Raw genomic sequence first — 15653 nt, 5'->3', positions numbered from 1 at the left:
CCTCACACCCAGCAGAAGTCCCTGTAGGCGCACCGCCTGCAGTAGGGCTTTTTCTTGGCGAGAGGTGGGGACTCAAGGGATATAACCCTTTCTATGCCCTTCAGCGCTTTCTCAAGAGTTTCTACGTCTTCCTCCGTCAGGGCTATCCTCTCCCTTCGGCCCTCCCGTGGATAGGAGATTATCCCCTTGGCCTCGACTCCCGCGTTTCTCAGCAGGTAGAGGTAGTACTTCAACTGCCACTTTGCCGGCCCTTCGAGCTTTGAGCTCTTCTTGACCTCGATGACGACCAGCTTTCCCTGCCTCTTCACGACGTCGAGCTTTACATCCCCGAGGAACACCTCCTTCCAGTCTCTTTCGTAGCTCTCGCCGTGGATTAGCCTGCCTATGAGCATGTCCTCGTTCTCGAAGTCGAAGTTCAGCCCCCTCGAAAAGAACCACAGCTCCCTTTTGCATGTGAAGTAGTACTGAACCATGACGCCGGTGATTCTCAAATTATCTCCCCCGCAGGGTTCTTGTCTGTTCCGATTACGTGCAGGGTGAAGCTGGCGCGCGGGAGCTCGTAGATTAGAACGGAATCCCCCTCTTCCGTCAGCCTCTCAAGGGTTCTCTTTATCTCGTAGAGCTGGGCCCTGCTGACTTCTCCCTCAAAAACGCTGTTCTGGCGCCAGTGGAGGTGTGTCCTGAGGAATTTGTGGACCCTCGAGACCCTCTTAACGTCAACGTCGTAAACAACTATTACGTACATCACCACCACGCCCTGAGGGACTTATAGCGGGAATCGCCAAGGAAGTGTTTGACGAGGGAATAACCCTCGAGCCTCATGAGGTAGCGAATCGAGACCTTTCTCCTGAACCTCGGGTGGAGAACCTTTTTGGAGAGCTCCGAATTGAGCTCATCGATGAAGATTCTCAGCCCCCCGTCGTTCAGAAGAACCCCAACGTCCTTCCTGAAGTGCTCCTCCCGTATCTGCCTCCTGTTCACGAGCCTGAGGATGACCCTGAAAACGGTTATCGGCTTGAAGATATCAGCGATGTCGAGGGCGAGAGAATACCTCCTTTCAAGGGGCTCGTGGAGGAAGCTTATGGCGGGGTGGAGGTAGGTTTTCCGTATCTCTGAGAGCGCCACCGTGTAGAGAACCGAGTTGCCGTAGCTTATCAGCGCGTTCACCTCGTCCCTCGGGGGGCGCCTCGTCCGTTCCTTGAACTCAAAGTGCTTTAACAGGTCGCTGAAGAGGCCGTAGAACTCCCTCCACAGCTGGCTCTCAACGCCCATGAGCTCCGCGGGGCTTTCTCCATCAACAGGGATTTCCTTTATGGCCTTATAATCGGCCCCATGGGACTTCAGGAGGGCAACCATCGAGGCCTTAATGCCCTCAACGAACTGCTTCGCGACGTAGAGCCTTTTTTCGGGGTCGAGATGGTGTTTTGCTTGAGCCAGAACTACAGTCCCGCTTATCTGCCCCTCCCTCGGCATGTAGGAGCCCCGGTAATAGCCGTGCTTGTTGTAAAAGTGCACGGGGACGTTCTTCTCGGAGAGTATCTTAATCGCCCCGCTCGTCAGGGAAACGGGCCTGAAGCAGTGGATTTCGCTGGTGGAGTTTATGGGTATCGCCCTCTTGATTTCCTCGTTCACGAAGAATAGCGTGTTGCCCTTCCTTTCGAGGGTCCCGATTCGGGTTATGTAGTAGGGCTTCTTCACGGAAAGACCTCCTGAACCGTTGCTTGAGCAGGCTTATTGGACACGATCGCGTTCTACGGAAACCGTATTCTCTTTAGATTCTATTGGAAATACAAATCCTCTTTCCACACAACTCTGTTCTACGGAAACCGAGTCGGTTTATTCTAAGGAGTTCGTTGCGGGGACTGACCTTCCACACAACTCTGTTCTACAGAAACTTAAATGGGGGCCTACAGCTACCTTTTGGCCTGACTCCTTTCCACACAACTCTGTTCTACAGAAACATGATAGGCCACGCTATCTTGAACCAAAATACCGCGACTTTCCACACAACTCTGTTCTACAGAAACGGCGGTAACAGGGCCATGCTTTACAACGAGACCAGCCCGCTCTTTCCACACAACTCTGTTCTACAGAAACAGCTGGCCCCATACATGAAAATATTCCAGCTCCTGGCCTTTCCACACAACTCTGTTCTACAGAAACGAGGTAGTCTGCACATGATAGTCAATCTCAGCGTTTCCTTTCCACACAACTCTGTTCTACAGAAACAGGGAATCTTGGGGTGAGAAGAATGGACTTCAGAAGTACTTTCCACACAACTCTGTTCTACAGAAACAGCACTGAAGCCGCTGAAGCAGTCGCAATACTCCCACTGACTTTCCACACAACTCTGTTCTACAGAAACAGAGGCACCCATGAGGACCCTGACAAACCAGCGCCCAAGCGCTTTCCACACAACTCTGTTCTACAGAAACTTTCATTGGCTTCAACGGAAAGGGCTACATCACCATCTTTCCACACAACTCTGTTCTACAGAAACACGTTCATGCCCGAAGCCCGAAACCGGGAAGGCATAAGGCCTTTCCACACAACTCTGTTCTACAGAAACGCGAAAAAGGAGCGCCTGATTGGTTCGGTTTTGCTGAAGAGCCCTTTCCACACAACTCTGTTCTACAGAAACAGGGAGATACTGTGGAAGAAGCTTCCAGAGGGAGTTAAACTTTCCACACAACTCTGTTCTACAGAAACAAAAGAAGCAGAAATGGCACAAAAGATCATTGGCCACACTTTCCACACAACTCTGTTCTACAGAAACGGACGCTTTCAACCTCTCCAGCGCCGTAAGCAAATCCCGCTTTCCACACAACTCTGTTCTACAGAAACTAAGTCCACCAGCGCCTACCTTCATAGATGTACACTTCCTCTTTCCACACAACTCTGTTCTACAGAAACCTTCAAAGCGCGCAGAACCACGCGCCGAAGGTTAGAAACGCTTTCCACACAACTCTGTTCTACAGAAACCGACGTAGTGCTTTCCATCGTCGCCCTCGAGGAGGATCTTTCCACACAACTCTGTTCTACAGAAACGTGAAGGTGAGCTCATAGATAGTGTTCTCAGGAATGCCTTTCCACACAACTCTGTTCTACAGAAACTTGGCTATTCACGTCAAAGAGCAAAGCGAAGACGGGGAAAAAGCTTTCCACACAACTCTGTTCTACAGAAACATTGCATCATCAAGCGGAATCAACGCGTACAAGTCCTCCGCACTTTCCACACAACTCTGTTCTACAGAAACATGAAAATGGCGATTATGTGATCGAACTTGACATGAACACTTTCCACACAACTCTGTTCTACAGAAACCACGAAGCGCAAGGACAGGCGCTGGCTCGGCTTCTATGTCTTTCCACACAACTCTGTTCTACAGAAACCCTACTACCCACCCGACAAAATTAGCGAGATGAACCCCTTTCCACACAACTCTGTTCTACAGAAACACAGTTTACGGGCAATTGTCTCCTTTGGAGTATCTTCGCTTTCCACACAACTCTGTTCTACAGAAACCTTCGGGATATAACCACAACTCAACCCCGGCCCTTTTGCTTTCCACACAACTCTGTTCTACAGAAACTTTTGACTTTTTCCGTCCGTTCTTTCAAAAGATTAACGACATTCGTCTATTTAAGGGTTTCTCCATCGGGCCCGTAACACTGCACTCCATTTATAAAGCCGACCCGGAATTTTTAAAGCAATCTCAACCGCCGTTTTACGGTATGCTGGGTGGTTCTTGGGTCAATATACCATTAAAAGAATCGAAACCCCGTGAAGACGGCTTAACCCGCAATTTTCAAAAATTTTTGGGTTTAAGCCGTTTGCATCACCGCTCAGGGGTTCAAACTCCCCACCAAAAGCCCCGTCCTGGATTTAAAGGCGTTTCATTCCAGAAGGGGTTCCGAGAGATAAATTAGGTCAGCCTAAAATCACCGTCTCGTTGGAATTCAAAATTCTGCTCTCAGACTCTAAATTCCCCGTAACTGGCATAGTAACCCTAAACTGAGAAAACAGGGGAGACAAAGAACAAAAAGCCCTAATCAAAATACGAAAACTGGTTCTCCACCAAAGAGTAGCACGTCCAGGGCATTTGCCAACTCCACAAAGCCTCCGGCGAACGCGACAACGCGCCTGTAAACTGCCCTTCTGCCCTTTCCTCTGTAAACGAAGTCCACGGGCATCCGGTATTCCCTCGGCGTTAGATTGTTCTTTCTGAGCACCAGAAACCTTGCCCCCCTCGCGTATTCTTCTCCTGGGATGACGCTCCTCAGCGTTGATTCCTCCGCCTCCTCGACGTCAACGATTTTGACGTAGTCCCTCTTTGCCGGGAAAAACAGACTCTCGCTGTCCCCGAGGTACGGGGTAAAGACGGGGTCGAGGAGCGCGTCGTGGGCCCGCTCTATCGTTTTCTCGTCTCCCGCGAAAAAGAGGCGGTAGTGGGGCCTGTGGTAGAGGGCCTTCGTTATCGGGTAGAGCGGCGAACCGGGGTTTTTAAATATCGCCGCAGTCTCCTCGACCCTTGCCCCAGGGTCTTCCACTATGACCCCGTAGCGTAGCCCCTGAAGGAGCTTCCTGAATCCTTCCTCGGGCAGTCCCATTGCCCCTGCGAGCATGCCTATCGCTGTCGTCCTCGGCGGAAACGGGTAGCTGTCGAGGAGCAGGGAGTTGTAGGGAATCCTGAAGTGGGCCTGTATGGGCCTGACCTCAACGACGAGGCCTATCAACTCACTCACCGAGCTGGAGTTTGTTTATCCTGTCCTTCAGCTCCCTCATGCTCAGGATTTCAACGTTTTCCATGTCCCTGAAGGCCTCCCTAAGCTCGTCAGCGTTGGCAAACCTGGTCTCGAAGAGCCCGATGTAGAGCTTCTCGATGTTGTCGGCAAAGGTTTCGACAGTCTCTTTAAGCCTCTCAACGTCGAGGACGAGCTTTCCGTCAACGTAACCTTCCCTGACGCGGAGTGCGTCCCCAATGACGGGTATTTTGCGCCTCAGCAGGGCGACAAGCATTACCTCCGGGTAGACCTTGGTGAAGAAGTTGCTGAGCTTTGCGCCACCGTGGTAGGTCATTATGGCCTCGAGGAGGGCCCTTAGTCTCTTCTCGCGCTCCTCCTCCGGCAGAACGTAGAGGGTAACCTCTCTTCCCGTCGCGTCCTTTTCTTTCCTGACTTCGAGGCCCTCGAGCTTCGGAACCTCAAGGCCTTCCTTGAAGACGCCGAGCCTGTCGAGCTCGATGAAAAAGTTGCCCCTCATGACGTTGGTCGTTATCTCGGTCTCGTAGATGTTGTGGTTGTCTCCGGCGGGGTCGTAGCGGACGCCGAAGTCCCTGTCCTCGGTGTAGGGGAAGAGCGATATCATGCCGTTGGTTCTAACGACAGCTGTTCTGCGAAGGGTCGCGTTCTTTCCGTCAACCTTCTTGGCTATCATGTAGCCGAAGAGGTCGTCGTCTATGTACTTCTCGGGCTCTCCGAGTGAAACTATGACCTTCTGGCCACCCTCGCTCTTCGGCACGACCTGACTCAGCTCCCAGCCGAGCTCCTTCAGGATTTGCCTCATGTGGTACTTGACGCTCTGACCTGAGACGCGGACGTATTCCCTTCCATCAACGGGGTCGCGGACCTTCTTCAGGACCGCTATTACTCCTTCCGTTCCGTTCGAGTTCAGGTTCGCACCTTCAACCTTCGTCAGGGTAACCACTTCAATCGCCTTCATTGTGACCCCTCCTTTCCGCCCCCGTAGAGCGCGTTGAGCATTCCGTTCAGGAGAACGGCCTTCACGACCTTCCACTCCCTCTCGTTCTCGTAGATTGGCCTCAGGTCGAGGCTCAGCTCGAGCTTCGCCTGGAGCTCCACCAGCTTGTTGAGGAACTCCCCGAAGCCCCTCGCGCGGAAGAGCTCCCACTGGTAGCGCTCGAGGTTCGTTCCATTCATGGCCTTTCCGAGCGCATAGCCGAGGCCGTTAATCCTCTCAAACGTTTTTACGTCCACAACATCACCTCCAAAAACCTCAAGGAAGCTGTGAGCCCAGGTGTAGTAATACGGCGGCAGGGACAGCTTCGCCTTTATCCTCTCCATGAAAATCCCGTTCAGAAGAACGAAATCAAACCTGCCACCGAGGAGCTTTCCGATGAACTCCTCCCTCTCAAGGAAGTTCTTCGAGCGGTCCTTTTTGTTCCTCGGCACCTCAAGGTTCTCGTAGAACAGGCAAACGGCCGCATCCCTCGGCTCAAGGTGCCTCCTGCCCCACATGGTTTCCCTTCCGCTGTCCTGGAGTTTCTTAAGGAACTCCATGAGCCTCTCGAGGGTCGTCCCCTCTATCACGCGCTCCCTGTAGAACTGGCCCGAGCCGTAGACGAGGTATGCCCTGACCGTCCTTCCAGATTCTATCGTCTCCTGCAAGAGCCTCCTGTTTCTCAGGTACTTCACGAAATCGTGGAGAACCGCAAAGAAGGCCTCGTTGGGGTGATATTTGCTCAGGGTCAGGTTCACCCTCAGGGAGTAGCTCTTCTTTCCGTTCTTCGTCTTCACTTCCACTGAGAACCTGTCGAGCCAGAAGCTTCTCTTGAAGGCGTTCTTGAACCTCCTGAGTTCTCGCTCTGGCCCGTCGAAGAAAAATTTTAGATACTCCCACTGATTGGGGGATACTTTCTTGGTGGGTATTACATACAGGTAGGCCATCGCGGAGTAGAGTTTGAAGGCGTGCTCCATGCAGAAGGTCAGCCTGTTCCGTTCATTGACAATGGAATCAATTTTCCTCTCGAAGGGAAAGATGAAGGCCTTGTTGAGGACGACCTTTCCGGACTTCCCGCAGATGGAGCAGGTTCTTCCTGACACTTTCGTTAGGCTTTGGAGTATTTTAACCCTACTTCTGTTTTTCGGCACATTAAATCCAAACGCCATAAGAATTGATATGGCCTCATCCTCAGAGCTTACGCCGATTCCCCCGGCCATCTCGTCCACGGGCCAGAGGTAGGCCTTTCTGACGGTCTCCTCCGTTATCTCGGTGATTCCCTCCTCCCTGAGAAAGAGCTCACCGTTGCGCAGGTAGGCGTCGAGCATCAGGTCACCTCCTAATGGGGTTCAGAAAACCGAAGCCGAGGCTGTTCTTTTCCCCGAGCCCCGCGTCCATAATGAAGCGGTAGAACTTCCTCTCGCCCCTGGGAATCCTCATCCTCTCAAGGAGCTCCCAGTTGGAACCTATGACCGGAAAGGGCCTCCCGTTCTTGACGACCTTGACGTAAACGTCGAGCTTTCCGTTCCTCCTGAGCTTTGGAATAACGCGGTCGAAGAGCGGTCCCTCGATGTGAAACTCCTCGCCGTAGAATGCCAGGTATTTCTTCTCGGCGTTCTCCTTGAGGCGCTCGAGGAAGAAGCGCAGGTCCCTGTGGGCATGGAGCTTGAAGTATTCATTCCTCAGAGCGTTTTTGTACAGGACGACTGGCGAGCCAGTCTGGAAGGCCTCCCTGAGGGGGAGACGGAACCTTTTGACCTCAACGATTTTCAGCTCATTTTTTCCGATGTAGGCTTTCCCCCTTTCGTTCAGCTTTTCGGCCAGTGCCTTTATGAAATCCGCGTCCGGTGAGGAGACTAGCAGATTAATTCTCCCTTCTCTGTCAGTGAAGAAGTCTGAGAACGTGAAGAACTTGAACCTCGGCTCATCGTGGCGCTGGCTATAGGGTGTGTCCTTTAGCATGTTGTAAATAAACCCCTGCACCGCGTGCTTGTTTGGCCGTGAGAAGCCGTTTTCGATTTCAAGGGTTAGCTTCAGCCTCATGCTCCCACCGCGTTATGGGTTACACCAGCCCGATACTAGATTTTGACTAATATAAGTATTTCGATTTTCACTACTATTATCTATTGGGAAATCATTACGATGCAGTAATCTGCAAAGGTAACGGGCAGTAAACCCCACAAACCAGAACAGTTAATGTAACAAAAAGAAGCATCCGCACCACATACGGAAAATGCACCCCTGTGACGGCGAACTGTCGGGAGTAGTGCACTGTTCTACGGAAACCAGGGTCAGTTATGCTGGGGTCGCTCTGCCAGCTCTCTCTACTTTCCACACAACACTGTTCTACGGAAACAAAACTACAGAGTAGTTCGCTTCAACAAAGACAACCCAATCTTTCCACACAACACTGTTCTACGGAAACTTTTCCATGAACTTCTGCACGCCGACGAGGAACATTGCTTTCCACACAACACTGTTCTACGGAAACAATATTCATCAGGCCATGGAACAGGGTGTTGTCTCCACTTTCCACACAACACTGTTCTACGGAAACAGGTTAATCGCGCTGGTAGCGTTGTCCTTTGCCGTGATGACTTTCCACACAACACTGTTCTACGGAAACCTACTTAATTTTTCCTCTATCGCGTCGGCCAAACGGCTTTCCACACAACACTGTTCTACGGAAACCTACTTAATTTTTCCTCTATCGCGTCGGCCAAACGGCTTTCCACACAACACTGTTCTACGGAAACTAGAAGGCGCTGAGTGAAAAACGGCCCGCTCCGGCCCGCTTTCTTTCCACACAACACTGTTCTACGGAAACTTCGAAAAAAAGTGAAGCTCCTCGCCGGGCGGTTGCCTTTCCACACAACACTGTTCTACGGAAACCTCGTCAACGCAACCGCGACCGCCCACTGCTGAGCCGTCAAGTCTTTCCACACAACACTGTTCTACGGAAACTTCTCATGTTTGTGTACTAATGGCCTGACTACTCCACTTTCCACACAACACTGTTCTACGGAAACAACGCGACGTTGGGCCTCCAGAAGCTGGGAATGGACACTGCTTTCCACACAACACTGTTCTACGGAAACTTCGTCTCTCCACTCCTCAGGACGTGCTGAGAAGAATAGCCTGCTTTCCACACAACACTGTTCTACGGAAACTGCGGGGTCGCCTTTCGACGCTCCGCGCTGGGGCGACTCCTTTCCACACAACACTGTTCTACGGAAACAAGAAGTCCCCGAGCTCGACACTCCAGAAAAAACCGCAAAGTCTTTCCACACAACACTGTTCTACGGAAACTTTATTAGCGTAACGTTCGCTTCGGGTAGTTTCTCCTCTTTCCACACAACACTGTTCTACGGAAACGTATGGTGGACGCGATGACCTTAAACGCGTTGAGCGTCTTTCCACACAACACTGTTCTACGGAAACCGCGTCCAAAGTTGCGCCGAAGGATACGCCGGGCACGACTACTTTCCACACAACACTGTTCTACGGAAACGAGCCCCTAACCCACGTTTCCAAAAGGGTTACCTCAACTTTCCACACAACACTGTTCTACGGAAACCTGACGATAGAGGACGAGAAGGCGCTCAAGCATCTCCTCTTTCCACACAACACTGTTCTACGGAAACTGACTGTCTTAAGTCCCCTCTGCCGTGCCATCTCACTTTCCACACAACACTGTTCTACGGAAACGAAAATCGCCAGCATAGACGACGCGAGCGGACTTACTCTTTCCACACAACACTGTTCTACGGAAACATACGTGTAGGTCTTATCAGGGAACCAGTACGGGCTATCTTTCCACACAACACTGTTCTACGGAAACGTGACGTAAAGAGGAGCAGACTCGCCCGGGAGCTTGTAGAGAGCCACGCTTTCCACACAACACTGTTCTACGGAAACCCCCGACGCCTGGGCAACAATACACCCAAGAGCGTCTTTCCACACAACACTGTTCTACGGAAACCCTGGACTTTTTCCGTTCATTCGTTCAGAGGATTAATAACATCGGTCTATTTAAGGGTTTCTTCGCCAGACCGGTAACACTGCAGTTCATTTATAAAGCCGGCCCGAAAGCTGGTGGGGTCTGAGATAGGGCTTTTTGCCTCGCTGGCCAAGAAAATCACTCCAGACGTGCGTTCTAAAAATCGAAACCCGGATTTTGCAAGTCTCAAACCTATCCTCGGCCAGAAATCAAATCCTCGATTAAACACCTTCTCTTTGCTATCTAAACTCCAATTGCAGAGACCAATTTTTAAAATGGGAGCCTCCAAAGTTGGGACTATCAAACGTATGCATTTTGTGGAAAATTACTACGGGCAGGGTAACCCCGATGCCATAACCTTTCCTCTGCCTGTTTTGGGATACTGGCGGTGAGATGACTACGAAATTCAAAAAACAGGAAAGACAATTGTCCTATTCCGGGATTTACGTGGAGGCTTGCCGAATCTCTTTTTCAGTAACACGCAGTTGGAGAAAAGAATAATGGCTCAGGTCTTCTCGAACACGTAGAAGTACCTCTCAAGGCTCTTGTGAACCCTCTGGTAGTAGCGTCCGAGCGTTTTGAAGCCGAGCTTTTCAGCCTCACCCTTTCCGTCGAAGCTCGTCGGAAAAGCTATCGCGAGCCTTCCCCCGGGTTTAAGGACGCTGTAGATGCTCCTCAAAACCGCCCTGTAGAGCTCGTCCCTCCTCCTTCCGGCAAGTGTCGCTGCCGTTCCGTATGGCGGGTCGGTGGCGACAGCTTCGAACTCCTTCCCTGGAAAGAGCTCTTCGAGCCTCGTCGCGTCGCCGAGCTTCAGCTCGTAATCCTTCACGCCGTAGTGCCGGAGGTTCATCCCCGCCCCTTCGACCATCTCGGGCTTTATGTCAACGCCGTAAACCTTGAGCCCGAGCAGGCCCGCCTCGATGAGTATCCCGCCGGCCCCCATCATGGGGTCGAGGAGTTCCCTTTGAGCCTTCGTCAGGTTCACCAGCGCGCGCGAAACCCTCGGGTGGAGCGAAATCGGCCGGAAAAACGGTCTGTGGTGGGCCTTTCTTCTCTCGAAGTCCTTGGGGTCGAAGAATCGTAACCTTATCCCCGCGTAGAGCTTTTCACCGCAGTAAACGCGGACGAGCGTGTCAGGCCTTGAGAGGTTCACGCGGTGGCCCTGGGAGTGAATAACCGCTCCGAGCTTCCTCGGCAGGTCGAGAACATCGTGCCTGCAGTTGGCCATCGTCTCGGTGTCAACCTTAAACGTGCCTTCAATCGGCCACTCCACCTCTCTGGCCTTCCGGAGGAGCTCGTCAACGGACTCGGCCTCCACCAGTAGCTCACCGTACTCGTGGGCAAGGCCGAGGCGGTCAAGGAAGGGAAAGGCCCTCTCGGAGGCGTCAACCTTCAGAAAGAGGTAGTCCTGGCCGACTATCTTCCCTCCCCCGAGTTCGAGCATCGCCTTTACCTCGTCCCTCGCCATCTCCGGCAGGTTTCCGAGTATCTCAACGTAGAGCATGTTCCAGCCTCCCATGAGGGGTTTTTAAGGTTGTTCCCACCTGAGCACCACGAACTCCCCGTAGTCCATGACCTTCCCAAAGCCATTCCGGAGGTAGTAGCCGTAGGCCTCAAGCCAGGGAAACGTTACAACGTAGGGCGTCTTTCCGAGCTCAAGGAGCCTCCTCACCGCGAAATCGAGCAGGGCCTTTCCGTACCCCCTTCCCCTGTATTCCGGGTGGGTCATGAAGAACTCAATGAGGCCCGTCCTCTCGTTCTTCAACTCATCGGGAACCCAGTGGATTTCCTTGCCTTGGAGGTTGTAAACGAGCGCCACGGTTCCGGCGATTTTTCCACCCTCCCTCAGCAGGTAGAGCTCGTCGAACTCCTCTCCGAGCCTGAACTCGAGGAACGGCTCATAAACCCGCCTGAAACTTTCGAAGTCGTCCGGCGAGGGCTTCTCCTCAACCCACTCCAAGGCGGGATAAGCGCCGTTCGTCGAGCGGTAAACATCGAAGACGAACCTCAAAATCTCTTCCTTCAGGGCGAGCGGGTCTTTGACCATCTCGATACCCATCTCCGTCCCCCAAAGGTTATTAGGGTCGGGGTTAAAATAACTGTGGTGGTTTTATGGACGAGCTTGAGGCTTTAGCTTTGGCCCTGGAGGTTGAGAAAGCTGAGATGCGCTTTTACCTCGACCTTGCAAGGAGGACTAAGGACGAAAGGGCCAGAAAGATGTTCCTTTTCCTGGCCAAGGAGGAGGCCGACCACTGGGCGGAGTTCGAGGAGAAGTTCCTTGAGCGCGTTGCCGATGAGTGCAGGCTTCCCGCTGTGAGCGAAGAGCTCCTTGAAAAGCTCCTGGTTAAGGCCGGGGAGATTGAAAGTGAAGTTGATGCCGTGAGGATTGGAATGGAGCAGGAAAAGCTCACGTGGGAGTTCTACGAGAAGGCCGCGAAGGAAGCAATGCACGAGTCGGTTAAACGGCTCTTTGAGGAGCTGGCGAAGATAGAGAAGGCTCACTACGAGTTGCTCAAGGCGCAGTACGACGCGGTCATGAAGACCGGCATCTGGATGGACTACCAGGACTTCAGCCTTGAGGTGGATTGACGCTTTCCTTTTGTGGATTCTGGGAGTTTGATGGGAGGTGATACCATGCTGGCTAAATACCCGTTTGAGTTGCCGAAGGACAGGCCTCTAACGAAGAGAGAAATTGCCCAGGCTCTGCGCTGGGCCATAGAAGCCGAGCTCGACGCGATAAGTTTCTACGAGCAGTTGGCGGAGCACATTGAAGACGAAAAGATTAGGCATGTCTTCCTCGACGTCGCCAACGAGGAGAAGGAGCACTTTGGAGAGTTCCTGGCGGTTCTCTTCGCCGTTGACGAGGAGCTCGCGAAGTACATGAAGGAGGGCTTTGAGGAGGTTGAAGAAGAAACGGGGATAAAGGTGGAGCTTTGACTTCGCTCCTTTCTACCATTTTAGCTCGCATTAAGGCCCGACGTGCATCATCTGGTCGTACATCGCCCAATCGGGGAGGAGCTCGTATTCAGCTTTAAGGTTGTAGTAATGTCCCCACTCCATGTCGCTGAGGTAGCGCATTAGCCTCTTCTTCCTCTCGTCCTCAACCATGTTCTCAAGCTCGGCGTAGAACTTAGCCGCTATCTCCTCGGCCTTCATCGCCCACCTGATTAGGTCGATTACGTCTTCCACTTTATCAAGCTTCCTGGCAACGGGCTGGAGCTCCGGTCCTATGTGCTCCTTCGGAAAGACCACTTCTTTTCCGGGGAGGAAGTCAGCGTAAATCTTCCTCAGCAGTTCCTCGTGCTTCTTCTCCTCGCCGGCGAGCCAGCTCACCTTCTCCTTTAGCTCCCCTATCTCAACCCTCTCGGCCAAGCTCTCGTAGAACTCCCTCGCGCCGATTTCGGCCTTTATGGCCATTCCGAGGAGCTCCTCAAGCGAGAAGTCCTTAATCCGTTCGAGGGGAAGCCCCTCGTCGAGTTCAGTTATCATACATCATCCCTCCGCTAAAAGCAGTCCGAGTTCGTTATACACCTTCACGGTATTAAATCCTTCCGTTTTAAGAATCGAAACTATCTCGTCCAGTATCCTCCTCTGGATGTTTATCGCCAGCATCTGGCAGGCGTGGCACTCCGGCGTGGAGCGGGCCATGAGGAGAAAGACCTCGACGCGCTCACCTTCAACGGTGAGGCCGTAGACGAGGCCCTCCTCGACGATGTTTAAGTCCGTTTCCGGATCCCTAACCCTTTCAAGTAGCTTCACAACACGCTTGACTTCCCCGGGAAGGTCCTTCCTCGGACCCGGCTCCGGCCTCTTTTTGGGCCTTAAAAAGTTCAGGAGGGGCATTCAAACCTTCTCCTCGGAGAGGTCTTCAGGCCTGTAACCCTTCCTGTTCTCGAACTTTCCAACAACGTGGTTGCCGAGGTCGTAGACGTAGACGTTGTCGAACTTAACGAGGGCAAAGCGCTCCATTATATCGCCGATTATCTTGGAGTAGGCTATGGGGCTCTCGCCTATTATGTTGTACTCGGCGTGGCTCTCAAAGCGAAGCCAGATTTTGAGCGTGTCGTCCGTGACCTCAAGGCCCGCCACAACCCCGGAATCGAGGATGTCACCACCGGTAACCGGGTCGGTTATTTTCTTCAGCTCCTCAATCACGGCCCTGTATGGCTCGGGCCACTCCCTATCCGGACTGTAAACCTTCATTTCCCTCACCGATTCCCACTTCGACTGGTCAGTTATAAGCCTTCCTGGGCAGAGTTGAGAACTCTAGCCGAGGGATACGAGAGGAGCAGAGAGGTTATCCACAGCGACACGGAAGCCGTGTAGAGCAGGAGCGCCGGCAGGGAGCGGTAGTAAATCGCGTTCACCACCGTGAAGGCCACGAGAAGCCATGCGGACAGGCGGGCCATTGAGGCAGGTTTCTTCGGCGAGTTCGAGTAGAAGGCCACTGCATCCATGAGCAGGAGCAGTGAAACGTCCGAGAACATCAGAATTGTATATGTTTTGGGATCTTCGCTGATTGGTATTGAGAGGACTATCAAACCGATTTGAACCAGCATTTCGAGCTTTGCCCCGACGAGTCCGCTCATTGAGAGGGCATAGGCGATGATGGCCGGGCCGATTATGACCAGCACTCCAAGGTTGAAGCCGGCGAGGTAACCTGTGAAGCCGAAGGCGGTTAGTAATCCTCCCGCGAGGATTAATCTGGACAGTTTCTCCTTTCCGAGCCGGTTTCGCTCGACGAGCCTCGTCAGGTGCCACGTGAGAAAGACCCCGACCAGGACGAGCGGACCGTCAACGGACATTACAAGAGAGTACGAATCCATAACTCTCAACCACATGAAACTACGGTACTCGCCCTTTAAACCTTGCCCAAAACCTTAAGTGTTAAGACAAGTAGTTTTGTTGGGGATAAGAGTGGCGGTTGAAGAAAGGTTTGTTCCCATAAGTGGGAGGAAATACCTTCTCTCGGGAAGTCTGCTTTTCATCCTCGCGCCGCTCTTCGGCTCGTTTTCTCTCATCGCCACGGGTCTCGGCCTCGTGGTTTACCTGCTCGGCCTCTACCTGTGGAACGTCGACGTTGACTCAATGCCACTCAAGCTCTTCGCGGTCGAGATGGGGCTTTTCGCTGTCGCACTTTATCTCTTAACCTTGAGCTCCAGGTGGGTCCTTCTCACTCCTTCCTGGGGCTTTTACAAACTCGTTAACTCCCTCGCGCCGGCTTATCCGGTTCTCGTGGCGAACGCTCTTGTGTACCGGGTGAGAATGGGCCTGTTCGCAGAGTCCACCGGGGAGCTGAACTTCAACCTCGCGGGAAACATCTACCTCATCGGCGCCCTCCTCTTTCCCGTTCTAATTGGCGTCGTTTTGATGGCCATCGCTCGCTTCGTCGAGGCCTATTCCTACTGGAAGCTACCCCTGACCGCGAAGACCAACGTTCCCATCAACTTCTCGCCGAAGAAGGCCATCGCGATTTTCACGGCTTCTCTTATCCTCTCGCCGGTTCTCTTCCACGTCCCATTTGAGTCGTACAGTCATTCGGCCCGGTCCGATGGGGTTGCGCTGTACTGGAAGAACTCGGGTTCCCTCGTGGCCGTGGACGTTCTAATTGCCGTTCCCAAAGACTCCTGCGGGGTTAGGGCGTACGTTGACGGCCGGGCGGTAGGGCAGAACTACGACTTTATGGTCTTCTGGGGTCCGTTTCAATCCCTTCTGTTCCTGCCCGGCGACGCGGTGATACGGTACCACCTTGAGCTCAAGAAAATGCCGGAGAACGTAACTGTCTCGGTCTGCAGAACGGGCGTTGAATACTCCCGGGACTTGAACGGGATTGAGGCCAGAACCGTTGAAAACTGGACCGCCGTAACGTTCAGACTCTCCAAATAAAACGGGGGTGGGGCGGAAAAAGAAAGC

General features: G+C 52.8%; 16 protein-coding genes and 2 CRISPR repeat arrays. Of the genes, 3 read left to right on the top strand and 13 right to left on the bottom strand.

Features of this window, described 5'->3' with window-relative positions; genetic code table 11:
* Nucleotides 1-2: 2 nt before the first annotated feature.
* The 9 genes from cas4 to CS910_RS08285 form a co-directional block, all read right to left on the bottom strand.
* Nucleotides 3-491 carry a CRISPR-associated protein Cas4 gene (gene cas4 / locus CS910_RS08325; RefSeq protein ID WP_099211094.1) on the bottom strand — a complete coding sequence of 163 codons (489 nt, stop codon included), beginning with the start codon at nucleotides 489-491 and terminating at the stop codon, nucleotides 3-5.
* On the bottom strand, nucleotides 488-745 hold the full coding sequence (gene cas2 / locus CS910_RS08320; RefSeq protein WP_099211092.1) for a CRISPR-associated endonuclease Cas2: 258 nt from the start codon (nucleotides 743-745) through the stop codon (nucleotides 488-490). Before cas2 ends, cas4 begins: the two co-directional genes overlap by 4 nt.
* Nucleotides 745-1698, bottom strand: a complete 954-nt coding sequence (cas1b, locus tag CS910_RS08315; protein ID WP_099211090.1) for a type I-B CRISPR-associated endonuclease Cas1b — start codon at nucleotides 1696-1698, stop codon at nucleotides 745-747. Before cas1b ends, cas2 begins: the two co-directional genes overlap by 1 nt.
* A 100-nt stretch (nucleotides 1699-1798) precedes the next feature.
* Nucleotides 1799-3593: a CRISPR direct-repeat array (repeat unit 29 nt; unit sequence CTTTCCACACAACTCTGTTCTACAGAAAC).
* Nucleotides 3594-4053: 460 nt separating this feature from the next.
* Nucleotides 4054-4746: a CRISPR-associated protein Cas5 gene (gene cas5 / locus CS910_RS08310; RefSeq protein ID WP_317450602.1), complete on the bottom strand. Its 693-nt coding sequence runs from the start codon at nucleotides 4744-4746 to the stop codon at nucleotides 4054-4056.
* Nucleotides 4739-5722: a type I-B CRISPR-associated protein Cas7/Cst2/DevR gene (gene cas7i, locus CS910_RS08305; RefSeq protein ID WP_099211087.1), complete on the bottom strand. Its 984-nt coding sequence runs from the start codon at nucleotides 5720-5722 to the stop codon at nucleotides 4739-4741. The genes cas5 and cas7i overlap by 8 nt, the downstream gene beginning before the upstream one ends.
* Nucleotides 5719-7068 carry a hypothetical protein gene (locus CS910_RS08300; protein WP_099211085.1) on the bottom strand — a complete coding sequence of 450 codons (1350 nt, stop codon included), beginning with the start codon at nucleotides 7066-7068 and terminating at the stop codon, nucleotides 5719-5721. Before CS910_RS08300 ends, cas7i begins: the two co-directional genes overlap by 4 nt.
* Nucleotides 7069-7072: 4 nt before the next feature.
* A complete protein-coding gene (cas6, locus tag CS910_RS08295) occupies nucleotides 7073-7783 on the bottom strand; it encodes a CRISPR-associated endoribonuclease Cas6 (RefSeq protein ID WP_099211083.1) in 711 nt (236 codons plus the stop codon).
* 284 nt (nucleotides 7784-8067) lie between these two features.
* A CRISPR array of direct repeats spans nucleotides 8068-9722; the repeat unit is 29 nt; unit sequence CTTTCCACACAACACTGTTCTACGGAAAC.
* 523 nt (nucleotides 9723-10245) lie between these two features.
* Nucleotides 10246-11244, bottom strand: coding sequence for a TIGR01177 family methyltransferase (locus tag CS910_RS08290; protein WP_099212495.1), 999 nt, complete (start codon nucleotides 11242-11244; stop codon nucleotides 10246-10248).
* 24 nt (nucleotides 11245-11268) lie between these two features.
* Nucleotides 11269-11799, bottom strand: coding sequence for a GNAT family N-acetyltransferase (locus CS910_RS08285; RefSeq protein WP_099211081.1), 531 nt, complete (start codon nucleotides 11797-11799; stop codon nucleotides 11269-11271).
* A 53-nt stretch (nucleotides 11800-11852) separates the two neighbouring features.
* On the opposite strand from CS910_RS08285, the gene CS910_RS08280 reads away from it, so the two are divergent.
* Entirely contained in the window at nucleotides 11853-12329 is a 477-nt protein-coding gene (locus CS910_RS08280; protein WP_099211079.1) for a ferritin family protein, read from the top strand.
* Between the two features lie 45 nt (nucleotides 12330-12374).
* The gene (locus tag CS910_RS08275) at nucleotides 12375-12677 is read left to right on the top strand and encodes a ferritin family protein (RefSeq protein ID WP_099211077.1); all 303 of its coding nucleotides are present in this window, start codon (nucleotides 12375-12377) and stop codon (nucleotides 12675-12677) included.
* Between the two features lie 30 nt (nucleotides 12678-12707).
* Here the strand turns inward: CS910_RS08275 and CS910_RS08270 are convergent, their stop codons facing one another.
* From CS910_RS08270 to CS910_RS08255, 4 genes are read right to left on the bottom strand one after another with little or no spacing between them, the layout of a single operon-like run.
* Entirely contained in the window at nucleotides 12708-13229 is a 522-nt protein-coding gene (locus CS910_RS08270; RefSeq protein WP_099211075.1) for a ferritin family protein, read from the bottom strand.
* 3 nt (nucleotides 13230-13232) lie between these two features.
* On the bottom strand, nucleotides 13233-13583 hold the full coding sequence (locus CS910_RS08265) for an iron-sulfur cluster assembly protein (protein ID WP_099211073.1): 351 nt from the start codon (nucleotides 13581-13583) through the stop codon (nucleotides 13233-13235).
* Nucleotides 13584-13943 carry an iron-sulfur cluster assembly protein gene (locus CS910_RS08260; protein WP_099211071.1) on the bottom strand — a complete coding sequence of 120 codons (360 nt, stop codon included), beginning with the start codon at nucleotides 13941-13943 and terminating at the stop codon, nucleotides 13584-13586. It lies immediately after the preceding gene.
* 32 nt (nucleotides 13944-13975) lie between these two features.
* Nucleotides 13976-14566 (bottom strand): hypothetical protein, encoded by a 591-nt coding sequence (locus CS910_RS08255; protein WP_099211069.1) that lies wholly within the window; start codon nucleotides 14564-14566, stop codon nucleotides 13976-13978.
* A gap of 91 nt (nucleotides 14567-14657) precedes the next feature.
* Here CS910_RS08255 and CS910_RS08250 point away from each other — a divergent pair, with 91 nt between their 5' ends.
* Nucleotides 14658-15626, top strand: coding sequence for a DUF996 domain-containing protein (locus CS910_RS08250; protein ID WP_099211067.1), 969 nt, complete (start codon nucleotides 14658-14660; stop codon nucleotides 15624-15626).
* The last annotated feature ends 27 nt before the right edge of the window (nucleotides 15627-15653 follow it).

It is taken from the genome of Thermococcus henrietii, assembly GCF_900198835.1.
In the GTDB taxonomy this organism is placed as follows: domain Archaea; phylum Methanobacteriota_B; class Thermococci; order Thermococcales; family Thermococcaceae; genus Thermococcus; species Thermococcus henrietii.
Note: the sequence above shows the minus strand (reverse complement) of the source record. Positions and strands in the feature narration are given on the sequence as shown.

Excerpts from the sequence above, each read along its gene's own strand:
- cas2 (WP_099211092.1), bottom strand. The coding sequence starts at position 745 with ATGTACGTAATAGTTGTTTACGACGTTGACGTTAAGAGGGTCTCGAGG.
- cas7i (WP_099211087.1), bottom strand. The coding sequence starts at position 5,722 with ATGAAGGCGATTGAAGTGGTTACCCTGACGAAGGTTGAAGGTGCGAAC.
- CS910_RS08300 (WP_099211085.1), bottom strand. The coding sequence starts at position 7,068 with ATGCTCGACGCCTACCTGCGCAACGGTGAGCTCTTTCTCAGGGAGGAG.
- cas6 (WP_099211083.1), bottom strand. The coding sequence starts at position 7,783 with ATGAGGCTGAAGCTAACCCTTGAAATCGAAAACGGCTTCTCACGGCCA.
- CS910_RS08290 (WP_099212495.1), bottom strand. The coding sequence starts at position 11,244 with ATGCTCTACGTTGAGATACTCGGAAACCTGCCGGAGATGGCGAGGGAC.
- CS910_RS08285 (WP_099211081.1), bottom strand. The coding sequence starts at position 11,799 with ATGGGTATCGAGATGGTCAAAGACCCGCTCGCCCTGAAGGAAGAGATT.
- CS910_RS08280 (WP_099211079.1), top strand. The coding sequence starts at position 11,853 with ATGGACGAGCTTGAGGCTTTAGCTTTGGCCCTGGAGGTTGAGAAAGCT.
- CS910_RS08275 (WP_099211077.1), top strand. The coding sequence starts at position 12,375 with ATGCTGGCTAAATACCCGTTTGAGTTGCCGAAGGACAGGCCTCTAACG.
- CS910_RS08270 (WP_099211075.1), bottom strand. The coding sequence starts at position 13,229 with ATGATAACTGAACTCGACGAGGGGCTTCCCCTCGAACGGATTAAGGAC.
- CS910_RS08265 (WP_099211073.1), bottom strand. The coding sequence starts at position 13,583 with ATGCCCCTCCTGAACTTTTTAAGGCCCAAAAAGAGGCCGGAGCCGGGT.
- CS910_RS08260 (WP_099211071.1), bottom strand. The coding sequence starts at position 13,943 with ATGAAGGTTTACAGTCCGGATAGGGAGTGGCCCGAGCCATACAGGGCC.
- CS910_RS08255 (WP_099211069.1), bottom strand. The coding sequence starts at position 14,566 with ATGGATTCGTACTCTCTTGTAATGTCCGTTGACGGTCCGCTCGTCCTG.